This is a genomic window from Klebsiella sp. S69 (genome assembly GCF_016516145.1).
In the GTDB taxonomy this organism is placed as follows: Bacteria; Pseudomonadota; Gammaproteobacteria; order Enterobacterales; family Enterobacteriaceae; genus Klebsiella; species Klebsiella oxytoca.
This window is the reverse complement of the sequence record NZ_JACVUU010000008.1, coordinates 14,304-29,325: the sequence shown is the minus strand read 5'-3', so window position 1 is coordinate 29,325 and position 15,022 is coordinate 14,304. Positions and strand designations below refer to the sequence as shown.

The following is a 15,022-nucleotide window of genomic DNA, read 5'->3' as shown; positions in this document are numbered from 1 at the left end:
GTTCATGCTGCCAGTGAAGAGAGCCTGCCGATAAGGCGCGTCTCTATCAGTTTTTTCGCGATATTTTCTCAAGGTGGTTAAAGCCAGCACCTGCGGAAGGGGTAGTAGTGATGATAGCCATCCTGAATGACGCAGCTACCCATTGATTATTCATGAAAATTTTAAAAAACGTCTAATTTAATTGATGTTTTAAAAAAAACGTAGTTACCATGTAGTACAGTTTAAAGCGATGCAAGGAATCAGCATGCCCTACCTGTTACTTACGCTGGCGGCCCTGTTTTGGGGAGGGAATTATGTTGTAGGGCATATTCTCGTTCAGGGCGCAGATCCGATTGTTATGACGGAAGCAAGGTGGGCGCTAACCGCCATGCTGCTGGTAGGGCTTTATCAACGTCAAATCCGCGAGAGTTGGCGATTATTGCGTGGAAATGCAACGACGCTGCTGATTTTAACGCTGTGTGGGCAGGTGAGTTTCCCGTTAACCCTCTATATCGGTCTGCAGACCACCTCCGCGCTAAACGCCGCAATTTATATGTCGGCGACCCCCTGCATGGTGCTGATGATTAACCGTCTGATTTTCCATGACCGGGTTTCAGCGCGTAACTGGTGCGGCGTTGCGTTTAGCACCGCAGGCGTACTGCTGCTTCTGCTGCACGGCAATCTGACCAACGCCGAGGGACTCAAAGGATTTAGCCAGGGCGACCTGTGGGCCATGGGGTCTGCGCTAAGCTGGGCGGTTTATTGCTCTCTGCTGCGTAATAAAGATCGGCGTATTCCCGCCAACGCTTTCGTCGCCGTCAGTTCACTTATCGGCGCCCTGATTCTGCTTCCGGTGGTCATTTTCTGGCTATGGCGACACCCCGCCACCTCGTTCGCCGCGTACCACGATATCTCTTTCCTCACCGGCCTGGCGTATCTGGTTATCTTCCCCTCGTGGCTGGCCTATTTGTTCTGGAACAAAGGCATCGCCGCCATTGGCGCGACTCGCGGTGAAATTTACACTCACCTTATTCCGCTGTCTGGCGGGATATTGAGTATTCTGTTTTTACATACCCGGCCGCACCTCTATCACTTACTGAGCACGCTGTTAATTTTAATTGGCATCGCGATTTGTTCGATCGCAAAAAAGGAAACGGTGCATTTGTAAGCAGGAATGCACCGTTTTAACCCTGACAGGGGGAGGACAGACTCTCAGCACCTGCGCATTAAAACGGGCGACAGGAACTTCGCTTAGACGGACTCACCGAAGGCAATGTTATTTATGCTGTAAAAGCAATGCGTTTCAGTCCCTCCACCGCTTTTTCGAGGTACGCGCGCGGACACCCGAGATTAAGGCGGATAAAACCGCTGCCGGTTGCGCCAAAGCTGTTTCCCATTGAGGGGGCAATACCCGCAACATCCACCATGAGCCATTTCAGCTGTTCATCGTCCAGTCCCAGCCGTTTGCAGTCTATCCATAGCAGATACGTCCCTTGAGCAGGGATGATGCGCGCCCACGGTAGATATTGCTCAACCTGCTGAATAAACCACCGTCGATTTTCTGCCAGATAGCGCAGTAGCTCATCCAGCCAGGGAGCGCCGTGTTGCCACGCAGCTGTGCTCGCTTCAATGGACAACGCATTGAAGACGTCCAGTCCATGAGCATCGAGACGGCGCATAAATTGTTCACGTAGCGCCGGCGACGGTATGAGAAAGTTCGCAATGCGTAGGGTAGATAAACCAAACGTTTTACTGGCGGAGGTGGCGGATATCACGCGCGAATGCCAGCGCTCCTCTAAATGCAAGACCGAGGTAAATGCTTCCCCTGGAAGCAGTAAATCGGCCCAGATTTCATCGGAAATTAAAATAACATCATACTCTTCACACAGCCGGAGCAACTCGCTCAGTTCCAGAGCTGACCAACACCGACCGGTTGGATTATGCGGATTACAGAGGATCATTAGCGGCGGGCGCTCTGTACGAAACAGCCTTTCCAGATGATCGAGATCCATTCTGTAGCCCTGGTTAGGCTCCTCATACAGCGGATTATCCAGCAGGCGTCTACCGTTGAGCGAAATAATTTTGGCAAAAGATCCATAATAGGGTCCCTGAACCACCACCCCTTCACCGGGGTGGCTCAGCATCTGCACGAGGAGGGATAATCCGGGAACCACCCCTTCAATACTGCATATCCACTCTGGTTTTATAGCCAGCTGATGCCGCGTTAAGAACCATGAGATTAATGCGTCGTAGTAGGTATGCGGTCGTTCGCTGTAACCAAAAATACCGTGTTCAATACGCTGAACTAAGGCTTTCTGAACGTCCGGCGGGCAGCTAAAGTCAAAATCGGAAACCCACATCGGCAACAGTTCAGTGGCTTCTTCACCAAAATAGCGCGTCATAAAATCCCATTTCAGCGATCCGGTATGGTGACGATCAATTATTTTATTAAAGTCCATCTGGCTTCCCTTCCTGTTCTGTGGCCAGCATATTCGTTGCATTTTCTGCGGCTGGGGAGGTTTTCGCGATACCGATTCCGGTAAAGCCGAAAAATAAGGCAAAGAAGATGGCGGCATAGCACTGAACCGCCCAGGGCAGTAAATCCAGGGTGCTCACTCCCAGCGTCGTTGCCATATAGACCCCGGCAGAGGTCCAGGGTAATAAAGGCTCAATAACGGTGCCCGCATCTTCGATGGTTCGAGAAAGATTTTTGGTATCCAGCCCCATACGCCGGTAGGCATCTTTGAATAATTCAGCGGGTACCAGAAGAGCCAGTTTTCCATCGCTCGTTGCGCCAGTTACCAGAATAGTGGTGCCAATGGTGGCGGCGATGAGCTGACCGACGCTGTGAATAACCGTCAATAGGCGGTTGATAATAATGTTGAGCGCCCCCGTTAAGGTTAAAGCGCCGGCAAAGGAGAAAGCGCAAAATACCAGCAGAATGGTGCTCATCATAGAGAACATACCGCCACGGTTGAGCAGTCGCGGCACATCAGCAATGATGCCTTCGCTCCCCTGCGAGAACATGGAGATGTTGAAACCGTCAATAAAGGCATCCAGCCCCTGCTTAAGGCTAAGCCCCTGCATCACGACGCCGAGAATCAGGGCTAACACGCAGGCACCCAGCATTAAAGGAATGACCGGTTTTTTGCGAACCGCTCCCCACAGAACAATGACGGGCGGTAAAATCAAAACGATATTAAAGCGGTACAGCGACTCCAGCGCATTGACAATATCGGTGACCCGCTGCGGCGTTGCGACCTCGCCCAGCATATTGCTGTGACCGGCGATAAGATATACCGCCGCGGCAAGCAGAAAGCTGGGGATTGTGGTCCATAGTAAGTGCTGAATATGCTCGAAGAGCGTGGTATCGGCGACAATGGCAGCGAAGTTGGTGGAGTCAGACAGCGGTGAAATTTTATCGCCGAAGTAAGCCCCGGATACCACCGCCCCGGCAGCCGCCGCCAGGGAGACGTCCAGCCCGGCCGCGACCCCCATCAGCGCCACCCCCACCGTTCCCGCCGATCCCCATGATGTTCCGGTACACACCGAGACGACGCTGGTCAAAAAGAATGCGGCAATAAGAATATACTCAGGACTGATTAATTTAAGCCCCCAATACACCATATAAGGAATGGTGCCGCTGAACATCCAGGTGCCAATTAAAGCGCCAACGCAGATGAGGATCATAATGACTGGCATCGCTTTCGCCAGTTTATCCACGACCGAACTAATGATCTCTTCCCACGTAAAGCCCTGCCATAAGGCTAATACGGCGGCTACGGCAGCGGAACAGAGCAGTAGCGGTTCGATTCGCAACCCCATGATGCCGTAGCCAATAATTAACAGCATTAGCATGGCTAAAATAGGGACGGTGGCCAGGCCAAATGAGAGCGTTTTTTTCTGCTTTTGAGAGGCATTCATAGCTAGAACTCCAGTCTGTAAGGTCGTTCAAGGGTAACTGCCCCCCCTTTTGCCTGACTGTGATCCTCCGTTCGCCTTCATGTAAGCGATTACATGAGACTATTAAATTTGAAGCCGATCACACTTGTGAGGCTTGACGATTTAACTACCGCTCCCGGGAGGAAGAACGGAATCGCGGACCACCAGCTCCGCAGCGAAGCTATTGACGCAGGGCTGCTGGGTGGCGCCTTTAAAGAGTTGGATCGCCAGCTGCGAAGCGCAACGCGCCATTCGCTCAACCGGGTAATGCATTGTTGTCAGCGCCGGATAGAGATAACGCGCCATCACCACATCATCGAACCCGACTATTGAAAGCTGCTGCGGTAGCGTAATGCCTTTCAGATGCAGGATACGCATGATGCCGGCCGCCATCACATCATTAAAGGTTACCGCCGCGGTAAAAGGGATCCCGCAGTTAAGAAGCTGATGCGCCGCGCGTTCGCCGCCTTCTTCGTTAAAAGGAACGCTTATCACCCAGCTCCTGTCCGGAGTAATGCCGTATTCCGCTAGCGCCTGACGATAGCCTTCCAGCCGCTCGCGGCGATCGATTATCGGTAAGTCGCTCGTTACGCAGGCAATACAGCGGTGCCCCTGCTCAAGTAAATGCAGCGTTGCCTTTTTTGAGGCCTCGCAGTTCTCCAGCCAGACGCAGCGATTGGCCATCCCGGCAATATAGCGATTTACCACCACCATCGCGGGGAAATGGGCGGCATAACGTAGCAACTCCTTTTCCGCCAATCTGCTCGCATGGACCACGATCGCCTCACAGCCCTGGTTGATTAGAAAATCCAGCCCGGCTTTTTCCATCCCTTCATCATGTCCGCCGCTGCACACCATCAAGCGGAATTGTTCCTGCCGTGAGACCTCCTCGACGCCGCGGGCGAGGCGAGCGAAAAAGGGATCGGCAAGGTTGCCGGTCAATAACCCGAGCATATCGCCGCTGCGTTTCGCCAGCGCCAGCGCCGCGGCATTGCGATGATAATTCAGTTCACGCATCGCTTTTTCAACACGCTCACGCGTTACCGGTTCAACCCAGGCGGTTTGATTAATAACGCGCGAAACCGTCGCGGTTGAAACCCCCGCAAGTTGTGCAACATCCTTTATTGTTGCCATATCCCCTTCCTTTTATGCTTTAGATTTAACTGAGATTCATAGTACCGTGGTGGTGATATTTTCTGTAGCGATCGCTGTCGTTTTATTTAAAACCGCAAAATCCCCCCGGGATCACTTTATCAATGTTAATAATAGCTTTAGTTTTAGCTTCATTGAGGTTTGCGCTCTTTTTGTAAAAGATCAACATAAAGAATTAACAAATAGAACATTCTAATCATATCATCCCCACAGCGTGTTATTCAGATATTATATTCTTTTCCATCAGGGACAATTTCTTACATATCTCCACGTATAATGATGTATCTGCCTTGTTGCCTGCTGTTCATTATGATGGTTTACATATGTTCATCTCCTGGTATTTCCCTTTGTCATGCCAGCCGCTATAACTAACGTCATTAAGGCGCCAACTTATCTTTGTAGGAGCGGATAATGAAAGTGCTCAGTAAAAGACAAATATCATTAATCAATCATTTAACGCAGGAAAGTGGCTGGCTGGCCACCTCCCGGGCGGCAAAAATACTCAATATTTCAGTCAGTACGCTCAGACGAGATGTTGAAGCTATTAACCTTTATTTCACTGATAAAGGTCATTCTGTACTCAGTAAACCCGGTCTGGGCCTGAAGCTTGAGGCGAACGACGTTGTTCCCCTCCCCCTTATCTCCGGGGATGCGCAGGTTGTAAACATACTTAAAAACAAGCGGCTGGTGGGCATTGCGACCGATTTGCTGACGCATTCTCCCACGCCATTATCTATCAGCTTTTTAGCTGAGAAATACTTCATCAGTCGCTCTTCCATTGTGGAAGACCTAATTAAAATTGAAAAATGGCTAGAGTGTTTCTCCCTTAGAATGATAAAAAACCATACCGGTACGTTTATTGACGGTAATGACTATGACATCCGCATGGCGCTTAAGGAGATCATTACTCATAGCGTTTTATGTAACTATCACATGACCGATAGCAGAATCGATAGGTTCTCTCGCGTACAACTTATCAAAGAATTTGGTAAAGACAACGTGGCCAACTGTATCAATTTGATTGCATTTATCGAGGATGAATTAACCTGCGCCATTAGCGAGCCCTACTATACCAATCTGTTTTCACATTTACTGGTCACCATCAGACGTCTGGAGAAGAGAATCGTTTGCCCGGCTGATGAAGCTGCGCCAGTGCATGACAACAAGGAATGGCAGATTGCTGAAAAAGCTATCGCATGGCTTGAGCAGAAATATACGCTCAGGTTCCCGCAAATCGAGATTAATTATATTTATCAATATCTTGTTTCATCCGGCAAGCATCCCGTTCATGCCGTCCATCCTGACAGAGGAGTGCAGGACCAGGAAGCGTTACATTATGCCATTAAGTTAACCAGCCTACTTTCGCAGCTGCTTAAATGTGATTTAATCTCCGATCAGCCGCTCTTGAACGCTCTGGTTATGCATATTAAGCCGATGTTGAACCGTCTGGCTTTCCGCATCATTATTCATAACCCTTTGCTGGATGAGATTAAAAAAGAACTTTCTCCTGTATTTTTAGCGGTCAGAAACGCAACTATGCAAATCAATAATTACAGTAAACACGATCCCCCCTCTGAGGATGAAGTCGCCTATTTAACGGTATACATCCAGGCGGCAATCGAAAAGATTAAAGAAAATAAGAAAATCATCCTTGTCTGTTCAAGCGGAGTCGGTACATCTCAGCTCCTGTACAGCCGGATTACCAAAGCCTTCCCCGACTGGGAGATTATCGACATTGTTTCCGGCAGTCGATTAAAGGAAACGTTAGCTGAAAAGAAGTGCGACCTAATCATATCCACCATCCGAATAGAGGAAATGATGATCCCTGTTGCCTATGTTTCCGCACTATTTTCTGCGAAAGACATCATTCGGGTGACCGAAGCCTTATTCAGCAAACGCCAGACTCAGGAGAGTGAATATGTTAAATAAAATAGTAATCAGCGATCTGTTAAGTAAGGCCTGCGTTATTACTGAGATGCAGGCAAAAAGTAAAATCGACGTCATCGAGCAGTTGACTCAGGCGCTGTGCGATGAAGGCGTCATTAATAATAAACAAGGTTTTATTAAAGATGTCCTGGCTCGTGAAGCCCTGGGATCGACTGGTTTTGAAAACCAAATAGCCATTCCTCATGGCAAATCCTGTTGGGTCAATGAAACAAGGATAGCCGTCGCAAAACTGAAGGATAATGTCGACTGGGAAACCATGGATGGTTCAGATGTTAAGCTGGTTATTCTTTTTGCGGTAAAAGAAGCCGACAGCGGAGCGGGACATATAAAAGTTCTCGCTCGTATATCTATCGCCCTGGGTGACGATGAGGTTGTTGAAAAGCTAATTAATGCCAGTTCGCCAGAGGAACTCTACCGCTTAATTATTAACAATACCGGAGACTAGTATCCTCATAAGGAGAATAATATGAAAATAATTGCCATTACCGCCTGTCCAACAGGCGTTGCACATACTTACCTTGCAGAAGCCAATCTTAAAAAGAACGCCCTTAAAAAAGGCATCCCTTTACTCGTTGAAACGCATGGCGCCGTAGACAGTGAATATATTTTTACCGAGGAGGATATTCAACAAGCAGATATTGTTTTAATTGCCGCGGATAAGGTCATCGATCTCTCTCGTTTCCATAACAAAAATATAATCCGCGTCTCGGTGACTCGCGCCGCAAAGGATGCTGCAGGATTACTGGACGAGATTGTCACCGGTAAATTACAGCCACAACGACACCTGGCGGCAGACGATGCTCAGGAATCGCCGAAAAAAGATAAAGATAAATCACTGGTGTCTCAAATTTATATTCATCTTATCACCGGCGTTAACCTGATGATCCCGTTCGTCGTTGCCGGCGGTATTTTAATCGCGCTGAGCTTCTCATTTGGTATTACTGCGGCAACGCCGGGAGATGAAAATTTTAACCCGCTGGCGAAAATGCTCTCTGACATTGGCGGTGGTGCGGCCTTTGCGCTGATGCTACCCGTTCTCTCGCTCGGAATCAGTAAATCGATTAGCGGCAATATGGGGATAGTGTCGGGCGCGGTCGGCGGCATGATGGCCATTCAGACAGGGTCAGGTTTTTTGGGGGCTTTGCTGGCGGGTTTTCTGGCCGGATACGCCACGCTGCTCATCGTCAAATATATCAACCTTCCTAAATCGATAGCGGGCCTGAAGCCTATTTTAATCGTGCCATTGCTGAGCGTTTTTATTACCGGGGCGTTAATGGTGCTGGTGATTGGCGAACCGATTAAGTTTCTTCTCGACTCGCTGACAGCGTTCCTCGAAAACCTGGGCAATACCCACGCAGCAATTATGGGCCTTTTGATAGGCATGATGGTGGCGTTTGATATGGGCGGTCCCCTTAACAAGACTGTCTGTATGTTTGCAATTGGCTTGATGTCGACAGGGATCTACGAACCTATCGCGGCCTGTATGGCGGCAGGAATGGTACCGCCGTTGGGTATTGCACTCGCCACCACGCTGTTCGGGCGGAAATTCTCCCGTCAGGAGAGGGACACCGGCAAAGTCACCTATGTTCTCGGCCTGTCGTTTATCACTGAAGGCGCTATCCCTTATGCCGTAGCCGATCCGCTACGCGTTATTCCCGCTATCGTCGCCGGCTCCGGGCTGGCAGGCGCGCTCTCCATGGCTCTGGGATGTGCCTCCAGAGCCCCACACGGCGGCATATTCGTCATGTTTATTCCCAATGTGATCACCCACGTTGTGGGATATATCGTCGCCATCGCCGCCGGCGCGTTACTCACCGCGATTATTCTGCGTTTTATTAAAAAAGACAGCCCTGAAACTGTACAGGAGATGTAGTCATGCTTATGAATATGAAAGATTTATTATCTGTAGCTCAGCAACATAAATTTGGTATTGGCGCTTTTAATATTGCTTCTGCCGAATTCGCCAGAGCGGTTATTGAGGTTGCAGAAAAGCTGCGTTCGCCGGTTATTCTTGAAATTCATCCTGATGAACATGATTTCACCGGCGATGATTTTATTTTCTATCTTCGTGAACTGGCTATCAAAGCAACGGTACCGGTCGTCATTCACCTGGATCATGGGCAGACTCTGGAGCAGGTTATGCGGGCGATTCGCACCGGCTATACCTCAGTGATGATTGATGCTTCAGCGCACCCGCTGGAAGACAATATCGCTATCACACGCCGCGTGACGGAAGTCGCTCATGCTGCAGGTGTTTCCGTTGAAGCTGAACTGGGTACCATCGGCGTGGCACAAGGCAGCGGCGAAGGCGGGCATGGCGAAATACTGTATACCGATCCGCAGCAGGCTGAGCAATTTGTCAACGAGACCGGGGTCGATACGCTGGCGGTCGCGATTGGTACATCGCATGGCTTATATCCTGCAGGAATGCAGCCAAAACTGGATATCGAAAGGCTGAAATCCATTAAACAGCGGTTAACCATCCCGCTGGTTCTTCATGGCGGATCGGGAAATAAGGATGAAGAAGTCGCCGAGTCTATCCAGCACGGGGTCGGAAAAATCAATATTTCCAGCGACATGAAAAAAGCATTCTTTGTTGCTCTGGAAGAAGAGCTGAAATCAGGCAGCCACGAACCTAACAGCTTATTTATCAGGCCAATGGAAGCCGCAAAAGCCGTTGTGGTTCACAAGATGCATTTGTTTTCATCTATCGGCAAGGCGGCGCTCTACGTCTGAGGTATGCGATGGGAGCAGAGGAAGTCGTGACCGACTCTGTTGCTGATGCCCTAAAACAGGGAATGAATCAGCGAAATGAAGCTCATCTCTCAGATGGGCACCCATTGCAGTAAAACAGGTATAAAAAAACCCGCTTCGGCGGGTTTTTTTATGGGCTGGAACCGCAGAATATTCCAACAGTATTCCAACACCCCAAAGCAACAAGGGGTTACCTTTCGGTAACCCCTTGTTTTGTTTGGCGGAAGCGTAGAGATTCGAACTCTAGAACCCTTTCGGGTCGCCGGTTTTCAAGACCGGTGCCTTCAACCGCTCGGCCACGCTTCCGGTATGGGGCGCACTATAAACACCTCTGTTGAGGCTGTAAAGCATCAATTTGTTCAATCGGCTTAAAAATAAGCAAAAACGTGTTATTCGTCTGAAATTCAGGCAGTTTGCGCAGAAATTCAGCGCAAACTACCCGCGCCGACCTAATGTTTTTTGATGTACATATCTTTGGTGTAGTAATACCCCAGTTTATCCGGCGTAAAACCCCCGACCCATGGTTTCACCAGATGGGTACGCACATAGTGATAGACCGGAATAGCCGGGACATCCTGACCTAGTAAATCCTCCGCCTGCTGGTAGAACTGACCCCGCGCCGCGGTATCAGACGCTTTTGCCGCATTGCGCAACGCCTCATCGTAGGCTGGATTACTGTACTGAGTGGTATTTTCACTATCGCCGGTACGGAAGGTATTGAGAAAAGTCGCGGCATCGTCATAGTCGGCAATCCACGCGTAGCGCACGGCGTCAAAATTATGCGTGTGCATGGTGTCGAGCATGGTCTTCCACTCCTGATTTTGCAGCTTCGCCTCGACGCCAAGATTCTTTTTCCACATTGAGCTGGCGGCGATGGCAATTCGCTGGTGCGATTCCGAAGTGTTATAGAGCAAATTAAATACCAGCGGATGAGTCTCGTTATACCCGGCCTCGCTCAACAGTTTTTTCGCCTCGGCGATACGTTTATCGCGCGACCAGCTGGCATATTCGGGATTGTGCAGCTTCACCCCACCGATATCAGGCTGGCTGACAAGCCAGGCAGGACGCTGCCCCTGCCCCAGTACCTTCTCCGCGATAATCTCTTTATCGAGGGCCATATTCAGCGCCCGCCGTACGCGCGGGTCATTAAACGGCGGCCGGGTCGTATTGAACTGGTAATAGTAGGTCGCCAGCTGCGGCGAAACATTCAGCTGTTCACCCAGAGTTTTCTTAAGCTGGGCGAACTGGTTAATCGGCACGGTATAGACGATGTCGATCTCCCCCGCTTTGTAACGGTTGATATCGGCGGCTTCAGAGCTTATCGGCAGATAGGTCACCTTATTGATGACGGTATGCGCGTTATCCCAGTAACGCGGATTGCGCTCTGCGACGATACGCTCGTTCACCACCCACTGCGACAGCTTGTAGGGCCCGCTGGTTACCATATGTTCCGGTTTGGTCCACTTGTCGCCGTAGCGCGAAATGAGGACTTTATCGAGCGGAACCAGAGACGGGTGCGCCAGCATGGCCAAAAACGCCGCATTCGGCTGGGTTAAGGTCACCTCAAAGGTCGCATCATCAACCGCTCTGACGCCCAGCGTCTCGGGCGCTTTTTGCCCCCGCGCTATCTCCGCACCGTTGACGATATGCATATTGCCGGGATAACTCGCGTAAGGGGACGCCGTGAGCGGCGACACCAGACGCTGCCAGCTCCAGACGATATCCTGCGCCGTAATCGCCGTCCCGTCAGACCAGGTCGCACCTGGACGCAGGTGGAAGGTCCAGACGGTGTTATCTTTATTCTCCCACTTCTCCGCCAGCCGGGGCTGAATGTCGCCTGCCGGCGAAACGCTGACCAGCCCTTCGAAAAGATCGCTAATGATATTGTTTTCAACGTCGCTTTCGACTTTATGCGGATCCAGCGACGACGGCTCGCTGCCGTTATTTCTGACCAGCTCCTGCTTCTCTGCCAGCACCGTTCCCGGCGGCACCTGCGCGGCCAGCGCCGGGAGAGTGATTGAGAACAGACCGACAGCCAGCAGTACCCGCGTGATGTGATTATATTTTTGTGATTTCATATCCCTTGCCTTTGTTACGATTCGTTTGTACCCTCTCCAGAGTTAGTCGCAGAATGGCTATAACGCAATATTTTTCAGTTAGTTATCAGATTTCGATCTGGCCACAGAAAGCAAATGAATAAAAATTCTGCTTATTCGTCTTTTACTGGAATAAAATGCTGAATCCAGCCCGTTTACTTTGAGTAAAGATGGGTAAAAGCATTAGGGCTTCGGCCTCGTTTTTTTTATGCTTCATTATTAATTACATCTGTCATAAGAGAGTGACTCATGGATCGTATAATTACATCGTCGCGTGACCGTTCATCGCTGCTTAGCACGCATAAAGTTCTGCGGAACACCTATTTTTTGCTTAGCCTGACGCTGGCATTTTCCGCCATTACAGCGACGGCCAGCACGGTACTGATGCTGCCTTCGCCGGGTCTGATTCTGACGCTGGTCGGCATGTATGGCCTGATGTTCCTGACCTATAAAACGGCAAATAAACCTACCGGCATTATTTCCGCGTTTGCCTTTACCGGCTTCCTTGGCTATATCCTGGGGCCGATGCTCAATGCCTACCTGTCTGCGGGCATGGGCGATCTGATTGGCCTGGCGCTGGGCGGAACCGCGCTGGTGTTTTTCTGCTGCTCGGCCTACGTGCTGACGACCCGTAAAGATATGTCCTTCCTCGGCGGCATGCTGATGGCGGGCGTGGTTGTGGTGCTTATCGGTATGGTTGCCAATATTTTCCTGCAGCTGCCGGCTCTGCATCTGGCGATCAGCGCGGTGTTTATCCTGATTTCTTCAGGCGCCATCCTGTTTGAGACCAGCAACATCATCCGCGGCGGTGAAACCAACTACATCCGCGCGACCGTAAGCCTGTACGTCTCGCTGTACAACATCTTCGTCAGCCTGCTGAGCATCCTTGGCTTCGCCAGCAGAGACTAATCCTCTCCCCGGCTCTACTCAGGCCCCGCTTATGCGGGGCCTTATTTTTTGCTACACTGCCGCCATTTTCAGCGGTATGTGAAGAATCATGTTTATCTTTGAAGGCAACGAAATAGAGACCGATAGCGAAGGCTATCTGAAGGATACGACCCTGTGGAGCGAGGCGATGGCGACCGTTATTGCTGAACAGGAGGGCATCGCCCTGTCCGTTGAACACTGGGAAGTCGTGCGCTTCGTGCGCGATTTTTATCTGGAATTCAACACCTCACCGGCAATACGCATGCTGGTGAAAGCCATGGCGAATAAGTTTGGCGAAGAGAAAGGCAACAGCCGCTATCTTTACCGCCTGTTTCCCAAAGGCCCGGCTAAGCAGGCGACAAAAATCGCCGGTCTGCCTAAACCGGTAAAGTGTATCTAATACAAAATGGCGAATTTCTGCCACTCTCTGGTGGGCTGATGCGGCTCGGTCAGAACCCTGTCCACCCGCGCGCTGCGCGGCCCACCGGCTTTCAGCCAGGCGATAAGTTTCTCCACCTGCTCCGGCTCTCCGCAGGCAAGCACCTCCACGCCGCCGTCGTCGAGGTTGCGCGCGTATCCCGTTAGCCCAAGCTGTAGCGCCTCGCGCTGGGTAGAATAGCGAAATCCGACGCCCTGAACGGAACCGTATACCCACGCCATCGTGCAAACCGTTGCCATGTTTTCTCTCCTTTCCGGACATTGACTCAATGACAGAGGATAGCAAATTCTTTCAGCGTACATGCTTTGGTAATAACCCATAGTGCTGACGAAAACGGGCGGTAAAGCGCGAGCCTGACAGATAGCCGCTGCTTTGCGCAATGTCGCCAATGGGCCGCGACGTCGACTGTAATTGCCCCAGCGCGTAGGCCATCCGCACCTCTTCCACGATCTGGCGAAAGCTCCGGGACTCCTGCTGCAAACGGCGGCGCAGCGTCGATTCGCCAAGAAACAGCATTTTTGCGACTTTCGCCACGCTCCACGCTTCGGCAGGCGACAGCATAATAATCTGTCTGACCTGACCGGTTATGTCGTCGCGCCGTTCATTAAGCAGCGGTCCGGCGTATCCGGCCTGATACAACGCCAGCAGCAACCCCATCGCCTGATGATGCTGTAACTCCGCCGAAAGCCCTTCCCGCACCGCCTGCAGAACGCTCTGCCACATAAACGACAGTTCCGGCGCCAGCGGCGCGCAAAGCGAAGTCAAACGACCGACCTGCGGTTCGCTCATATAGCGATGCTTAAAATCGGCCAACAGCTCGGGCGTTAGTGACAGCAGATCGGAGCAAAACAGCCCGTTTTCCGGCTGATTTATGACCTCCAGTTCCACCTCGGCGGGCAAAATGATCAGCTGCTGCGGCGTTGCCAGCATCTCGCTGGCTCCCTGCACAATGACCTTACTGCCGCGGTTTACCCGGCAGATCGCGGGCGAGAACAGCGTGACGCGGTGCAGTTTGCATAGACGGCGGGTGGTAATTTCCGCCGCCGTTAGCGCATTATGGTGAAAATTGATATTCCGCATCATGCCGCCCTTTTTGTTATCTTACGGCCAGCGCCGTTAACTGCGCGCTGGCGATGGCGTGGCTGTGTAACATAAATCCGACTAACGCCCCGCTGGCCGCGCTATCAATGGGCAGCGTCGGGGTATCAAGCGCCCAGACCGTAAAGCGGTAGCGATGAGGTTTATCTCCGGCCGGCGGGCACGCGCCGCCAAAACCCGCATAGCCAAAGTCATTGCGCCCCTGTACCGCCCCGGCAGGCAGTTTAGCGTTATTTTTGTCTCCGGCGCCAGCGGCTAAACTTGTCACCTGTTGGGCAATATTCACCACCGTCCAGTGCCACCAGCCGCTCCCGGTCGGCGCATCCGGGTCATAAGCGGTCACCGCGAAACTACGGGTACCCGCCGGGGCATTTTGCCAGGCGATCTGCGGTGATACATTGCCGCCGGTGCAGCCAAAGCCGCCAAACCAGTGTTTCTGCGCCAGAGACCCGCCATCGCGCATATCTACGCTGCTGACGCTAAACGCTGCGGCATTCGCCGTTCCGCTCATAATAACCATTATTGCGACAGCCCATTTCAATCCTGTTTTCATCGTATTTTCCTCCGTCGATTGAGGAAATACTGTAAGATCGCGGCGAGATTTTTATTGTGCCAAAGCGCCTGCATTTTGTGCCGAAACGCTCACCTGCCGATAGCGGTGGAATGGTGCTTGCCACAACCACTTGTG

Annotated in this window: 14 protein-coding genes and 1 tRNA gene; 7 read left to right on the top strand and 8 right to left on the bottom strand. The window is 51.3% G+C overall.

What is annotated here, in order from left to right:
• Positions 1 to 244 precede the first annotated feature (244 nt).
• Positions 245 to 1,147 carry a DMT family transporter gene (locus IAE27_RS09580; RefSeq protein ID WP_108703983.1) on the top strand — a complete coding sequence of 301 codons (903 nt, stop codon included), beginning with the start codon at positions 245 to 247 and terminating at the stop codon, positions 1,145 to 1,147.
• A 112-nt stretch (positions 1,148 to 1,259) separates the two neighbouring features.
• On the opposite strand, the gene IAE27_RS09575 is transcribed toward IAE27_RS09580, so the two are convergent.
• The 3 genes from IAE27_RS09575 to IAE27_RS09565 all read right to left on the bottom strand — a co-directional run bounded on the left by IAE27_RS09575 (position 1,260) and on the right by IAE27_RS09565 (position 5,055).
• Positions 1,260 to 2,438, bottom strand: coding sequence for a MalY/PatB family protein (locus tag IAE27_RS09575; RefSeq protein ID WP_200092342.1), 1,179 nt, complete (start codon positions 2,436 to 2,438; stop codon positions 1,260 to 1,262).
• Complete coding sequence (gene nhaC, locus IAE27_RS09570) at positions 2,428 to 3,903, bottom strand: Na+/H+ antiporter NhaC (protein WP_135800107.1); 1,476 nt, start codon at positions 3,901 to 3,903, stop codon at positions 2,428 to 2,430. Before nhaC ends, IAE27_RS09575 begins: the two co-directional genes overlap by 11 nt.
• A gap of 141 nt (positions 3,904 to 4,044) precedes the next feature.
• Positions 4,045 to 5,055, bottom strand: coding sequence for a LacI family DNA-binding transcriptional regulator (locus IAE27_RS09565; protein WP_004100839.1), 1,011 nt, complete (start codon positions 5,053 to 5,055; stop codon positions 4,045 to 4,047).
• Positions 5,056 to 5,484: 429 nt separating this feature from the next.
• Between IAE27_RS09565 and IAE27_RS09560 the strand changes: the two genes are divergently transcribed.
• Genes IAE27_RS09560 through IAE27_RS09545 form a run of 4 tightly spaced genes read left to right on the top strand, consistent with a single transcriptional unit; the run spans position 5,485 to position 9,756 of the window.
• A complete protein-coding gene (locus IAE27_RS09560) occupies positions 5,485 to 7,002 on the top strand; it encodes a BglG family transcription antiterminator (protein WP_135800106.1) in 1,518 nt (505 codons plus the stop codon).
• A complete protein-coding gene (locus IAE27_RS09555; protein WP_135800105.1) occupies positions 6,992 to 7,465 on the top strand; it encodes a PTS sugar transporter subunit IIA in 474 nt (157 codons plus the stop codon). Before IAE27_RS09560 ends, IAE27_RS09555 begins: the two co-directional genes overlap by 11 nt.
• A 21-nt stretch (positions 7,466 to 7,486) precedes the next feature.
• A complete protein-coding gene (locus IAE27_RS09550; protein ID WP_016807356.1) occupies positions 7,487 to 8,893 on the top strand; it encodes a PTS fructose transporter subunit IIC in 1,407 nt (468 codons plus the stop codon).
• 2 nt (positions 8,894 to 8,895) lie between these two features.
• Positions 8,896 to 9,756, top strand: coding sequence for a ketose-bisphosphate aldolase (locus tag IAE27_RS09545; protein ID WP_004100831.1), 861 nt, complete (start codon positions 8,896 to 8,898; stop codon positions 9,754 to 9,756).
• 236 nt (positions 9,757 to 9,992) lie between these two features.
• Here IAE27_RS09545 and IAE27_RS09540 read toward each other — a convergent pair.
• A tRNA-Ser gene (locus IAE27_RS09540) sits at positions 9,993 to 10,080 on the bottom strand.
• Positions 10,081 to 10,223: 143 nt separating this feature from the next.
• A complete protein-coding gene (locus IAE27_RS09535; RefSeq protein WP_004100830.1) occupies positions 10,224 to 11,852 on the bottom strand; it encodes an ABC transporter substrate-binding protein in 1,629 nt (542 codons plus the stop codon).
• Between the two features lie 267 nt (positions 11,853 to 12,119).
• On the opposite strand from IAE27_RS09535, the gene yccA reads away from it, so the two are divergent.
• Together yccA and tusE are read left to right on the top strand one after the other, a co-directional pair.
• On the top strand, positions 12,120 to 12,779 hold the full coding sequence (gene yccA / locus IAE27_RS09530; protein WP_004100829.1) for an FtsH protease modulator YccA: 660 nt from the start codon (positions 12,120 to 12,122) through the stop codon (positions 12,777 to 12,779).
• Between the two features lie 88 nt (positions 12,780 to 12,867).
• Positions 12,868 to 13,197 (top strand): sulfurtransferase TusE, encoded by a 330-nt coding sequence (tusE, locus tag IAE27_RS09525; protein ID WP_004100828.1) that lies wholly within the window; start codon positions 12,868 to 12,870, stop codon positions 13,195 to 13,197.
• Here the strand turns inward: tusE and yccX are convergent.
• Genes yccX through IAE27_RS09510 form a run of 3 tightly spaced genes read right to left on the bottom strand, consistent with a single transcriptional unit; the run spans position 13,194 to position 14,887 of the window.
• Positions 13,194 to 13,475: an acylphosphatase gene (gene yccX / locus IAE27_RS09520; protein WP_004100825.1), complete on the bottom strand. Its 282-nt coding sequence runs from the start codon at positions 13,473 to 13,475 to the stop codon at positions 13,194 to 13,196. The two genes, tusE and yccX, sit on opposite strands and share 4 nt — an antisense overlap.
• A 52-nt stretch (positions 13,476 to 13,527) precedes the next feature.
• Entirely contained in the window at positions 13,528 to 14,316 is a 789-nt protein-coding gene (locus tag IAE27_RS09515; RefSeq protein ID WP_004100823.1) for a helix-turn-helix domain-containing protein, read from the bottom strand.
• 16 nt (positions 14,317 to 14,332) lie between these two features.
• Entirely contained in the window at positions 14,333 to 14,887 is a 555-nt protein-coding gene (locus tag IAE27_RS09510) for a YbhB/YbcL family Raf kinase inhibitor-like protein (RefSeq protein ID WP_109221023.1), read from the bottom strand.
• Between the last annotated feature and the right edge of the window lie 135 nt (positions 14,888 to 15,022).

Excerpts from the sequence above, each read along its gene's own strand:
- IAE27_RS09560 (WP_135800106.1), top strand. The coding sequence starts at position 5,485 with ATGAAAGTGCTCAGTAAAAGACAAATATCATTAATCAATCATTTAACG.
- nhaC (WP_135800107.1), bottom strand. The coding sequence starts at position 3,903 with ATGAATGCCTCTCAAAAGCAGAAAAAAACGCTCTCATTTGGCCTGGCC.
- IAE27_RS09510 (WP_109221023.1), bottom strand. The coding sequence starts at position 14,887 with ATGAAAACAGGATTGAAATGGGCTGTCGCAATAATGGTTATTATGAGC.
- IAE27_RS09515 (WP_004100823.1), bottom strand. The coding sequence starts at position 14,316 with ATGCGGAATATCAATTTTCACCATAATGCGCTAACGGCGGCGGAAATT.
- IAE27_RS09580 (WP_108703983.1), top strand. The coding sequence starts at position 245 with ATGCCCTACCTGTTACTTACGCTGGCGGCCCTGTTTTGGGGAGGGAAT.
- IAE27_RS09555 (WP_135800105.1), top strand. The coding sequence starts at position 6,992 with ATGTTAAATAAAATAGTAATCAGCGATCTGTTAAGTAAGGCCTGCGTT.
- tusE (WP_004100828.1), top strand. The coding sequence starts at position 12,868 with ATGTTTATCTTTGAAGGCAACGAAATAGAGACCGATAGCGAAGGCTAT.
- IAE27_RS09545 (WP_004100831.1), top strand. The coding sequence starts at position 8,896 with ATGCTTATGAATATGAAAGATTTATTATCTGTAGCTCAGCAACATAAA.
- IAE27_RS09535 (WP_004100830.1), bottom strand. The coding sequence starts at position 11,852 with ATGAAATCACAAAAATATAATCACATCACGCGGGTACTGCTGGCTGTC.
- IAE27_RS09565 (WP_004100839.1), bottom strand. The coding sequence starts at position 5,055 with ATGGCAACAATAAAGGATGTTGCACAACTTGCGGGGGTTTCAACCGCG.
- yccA (WP_004100829.1), top strand. The coding sequence starts at position 12,120 with ATGGATCGTATAATTACATCGTCGCGTGACCGTTCATCGCTGCTTAGC.
- IAE27_RS09550 (WP_016807356.1), top strand. The coding sequence starts at position 7,487 with ATGAAAATAATTGCCATTACCGCCTGTCCAACAGGCGTTGCACATACT.
- IAE27_RS09575 (WP_200092342.1), bottom strand. The coding sequence starts at position 2,438 with ATGGACTTTAATAAAATAATTGATCGTCACCATACCGGATCGCTGAAA.
- yccX (WP_004100825.1), bottom strand. The coding sequence starts at position 13,475 with ATGGCAACGGTTTGCACGATGGCGTGGGTATACGGTTCCGTTCAGGGC.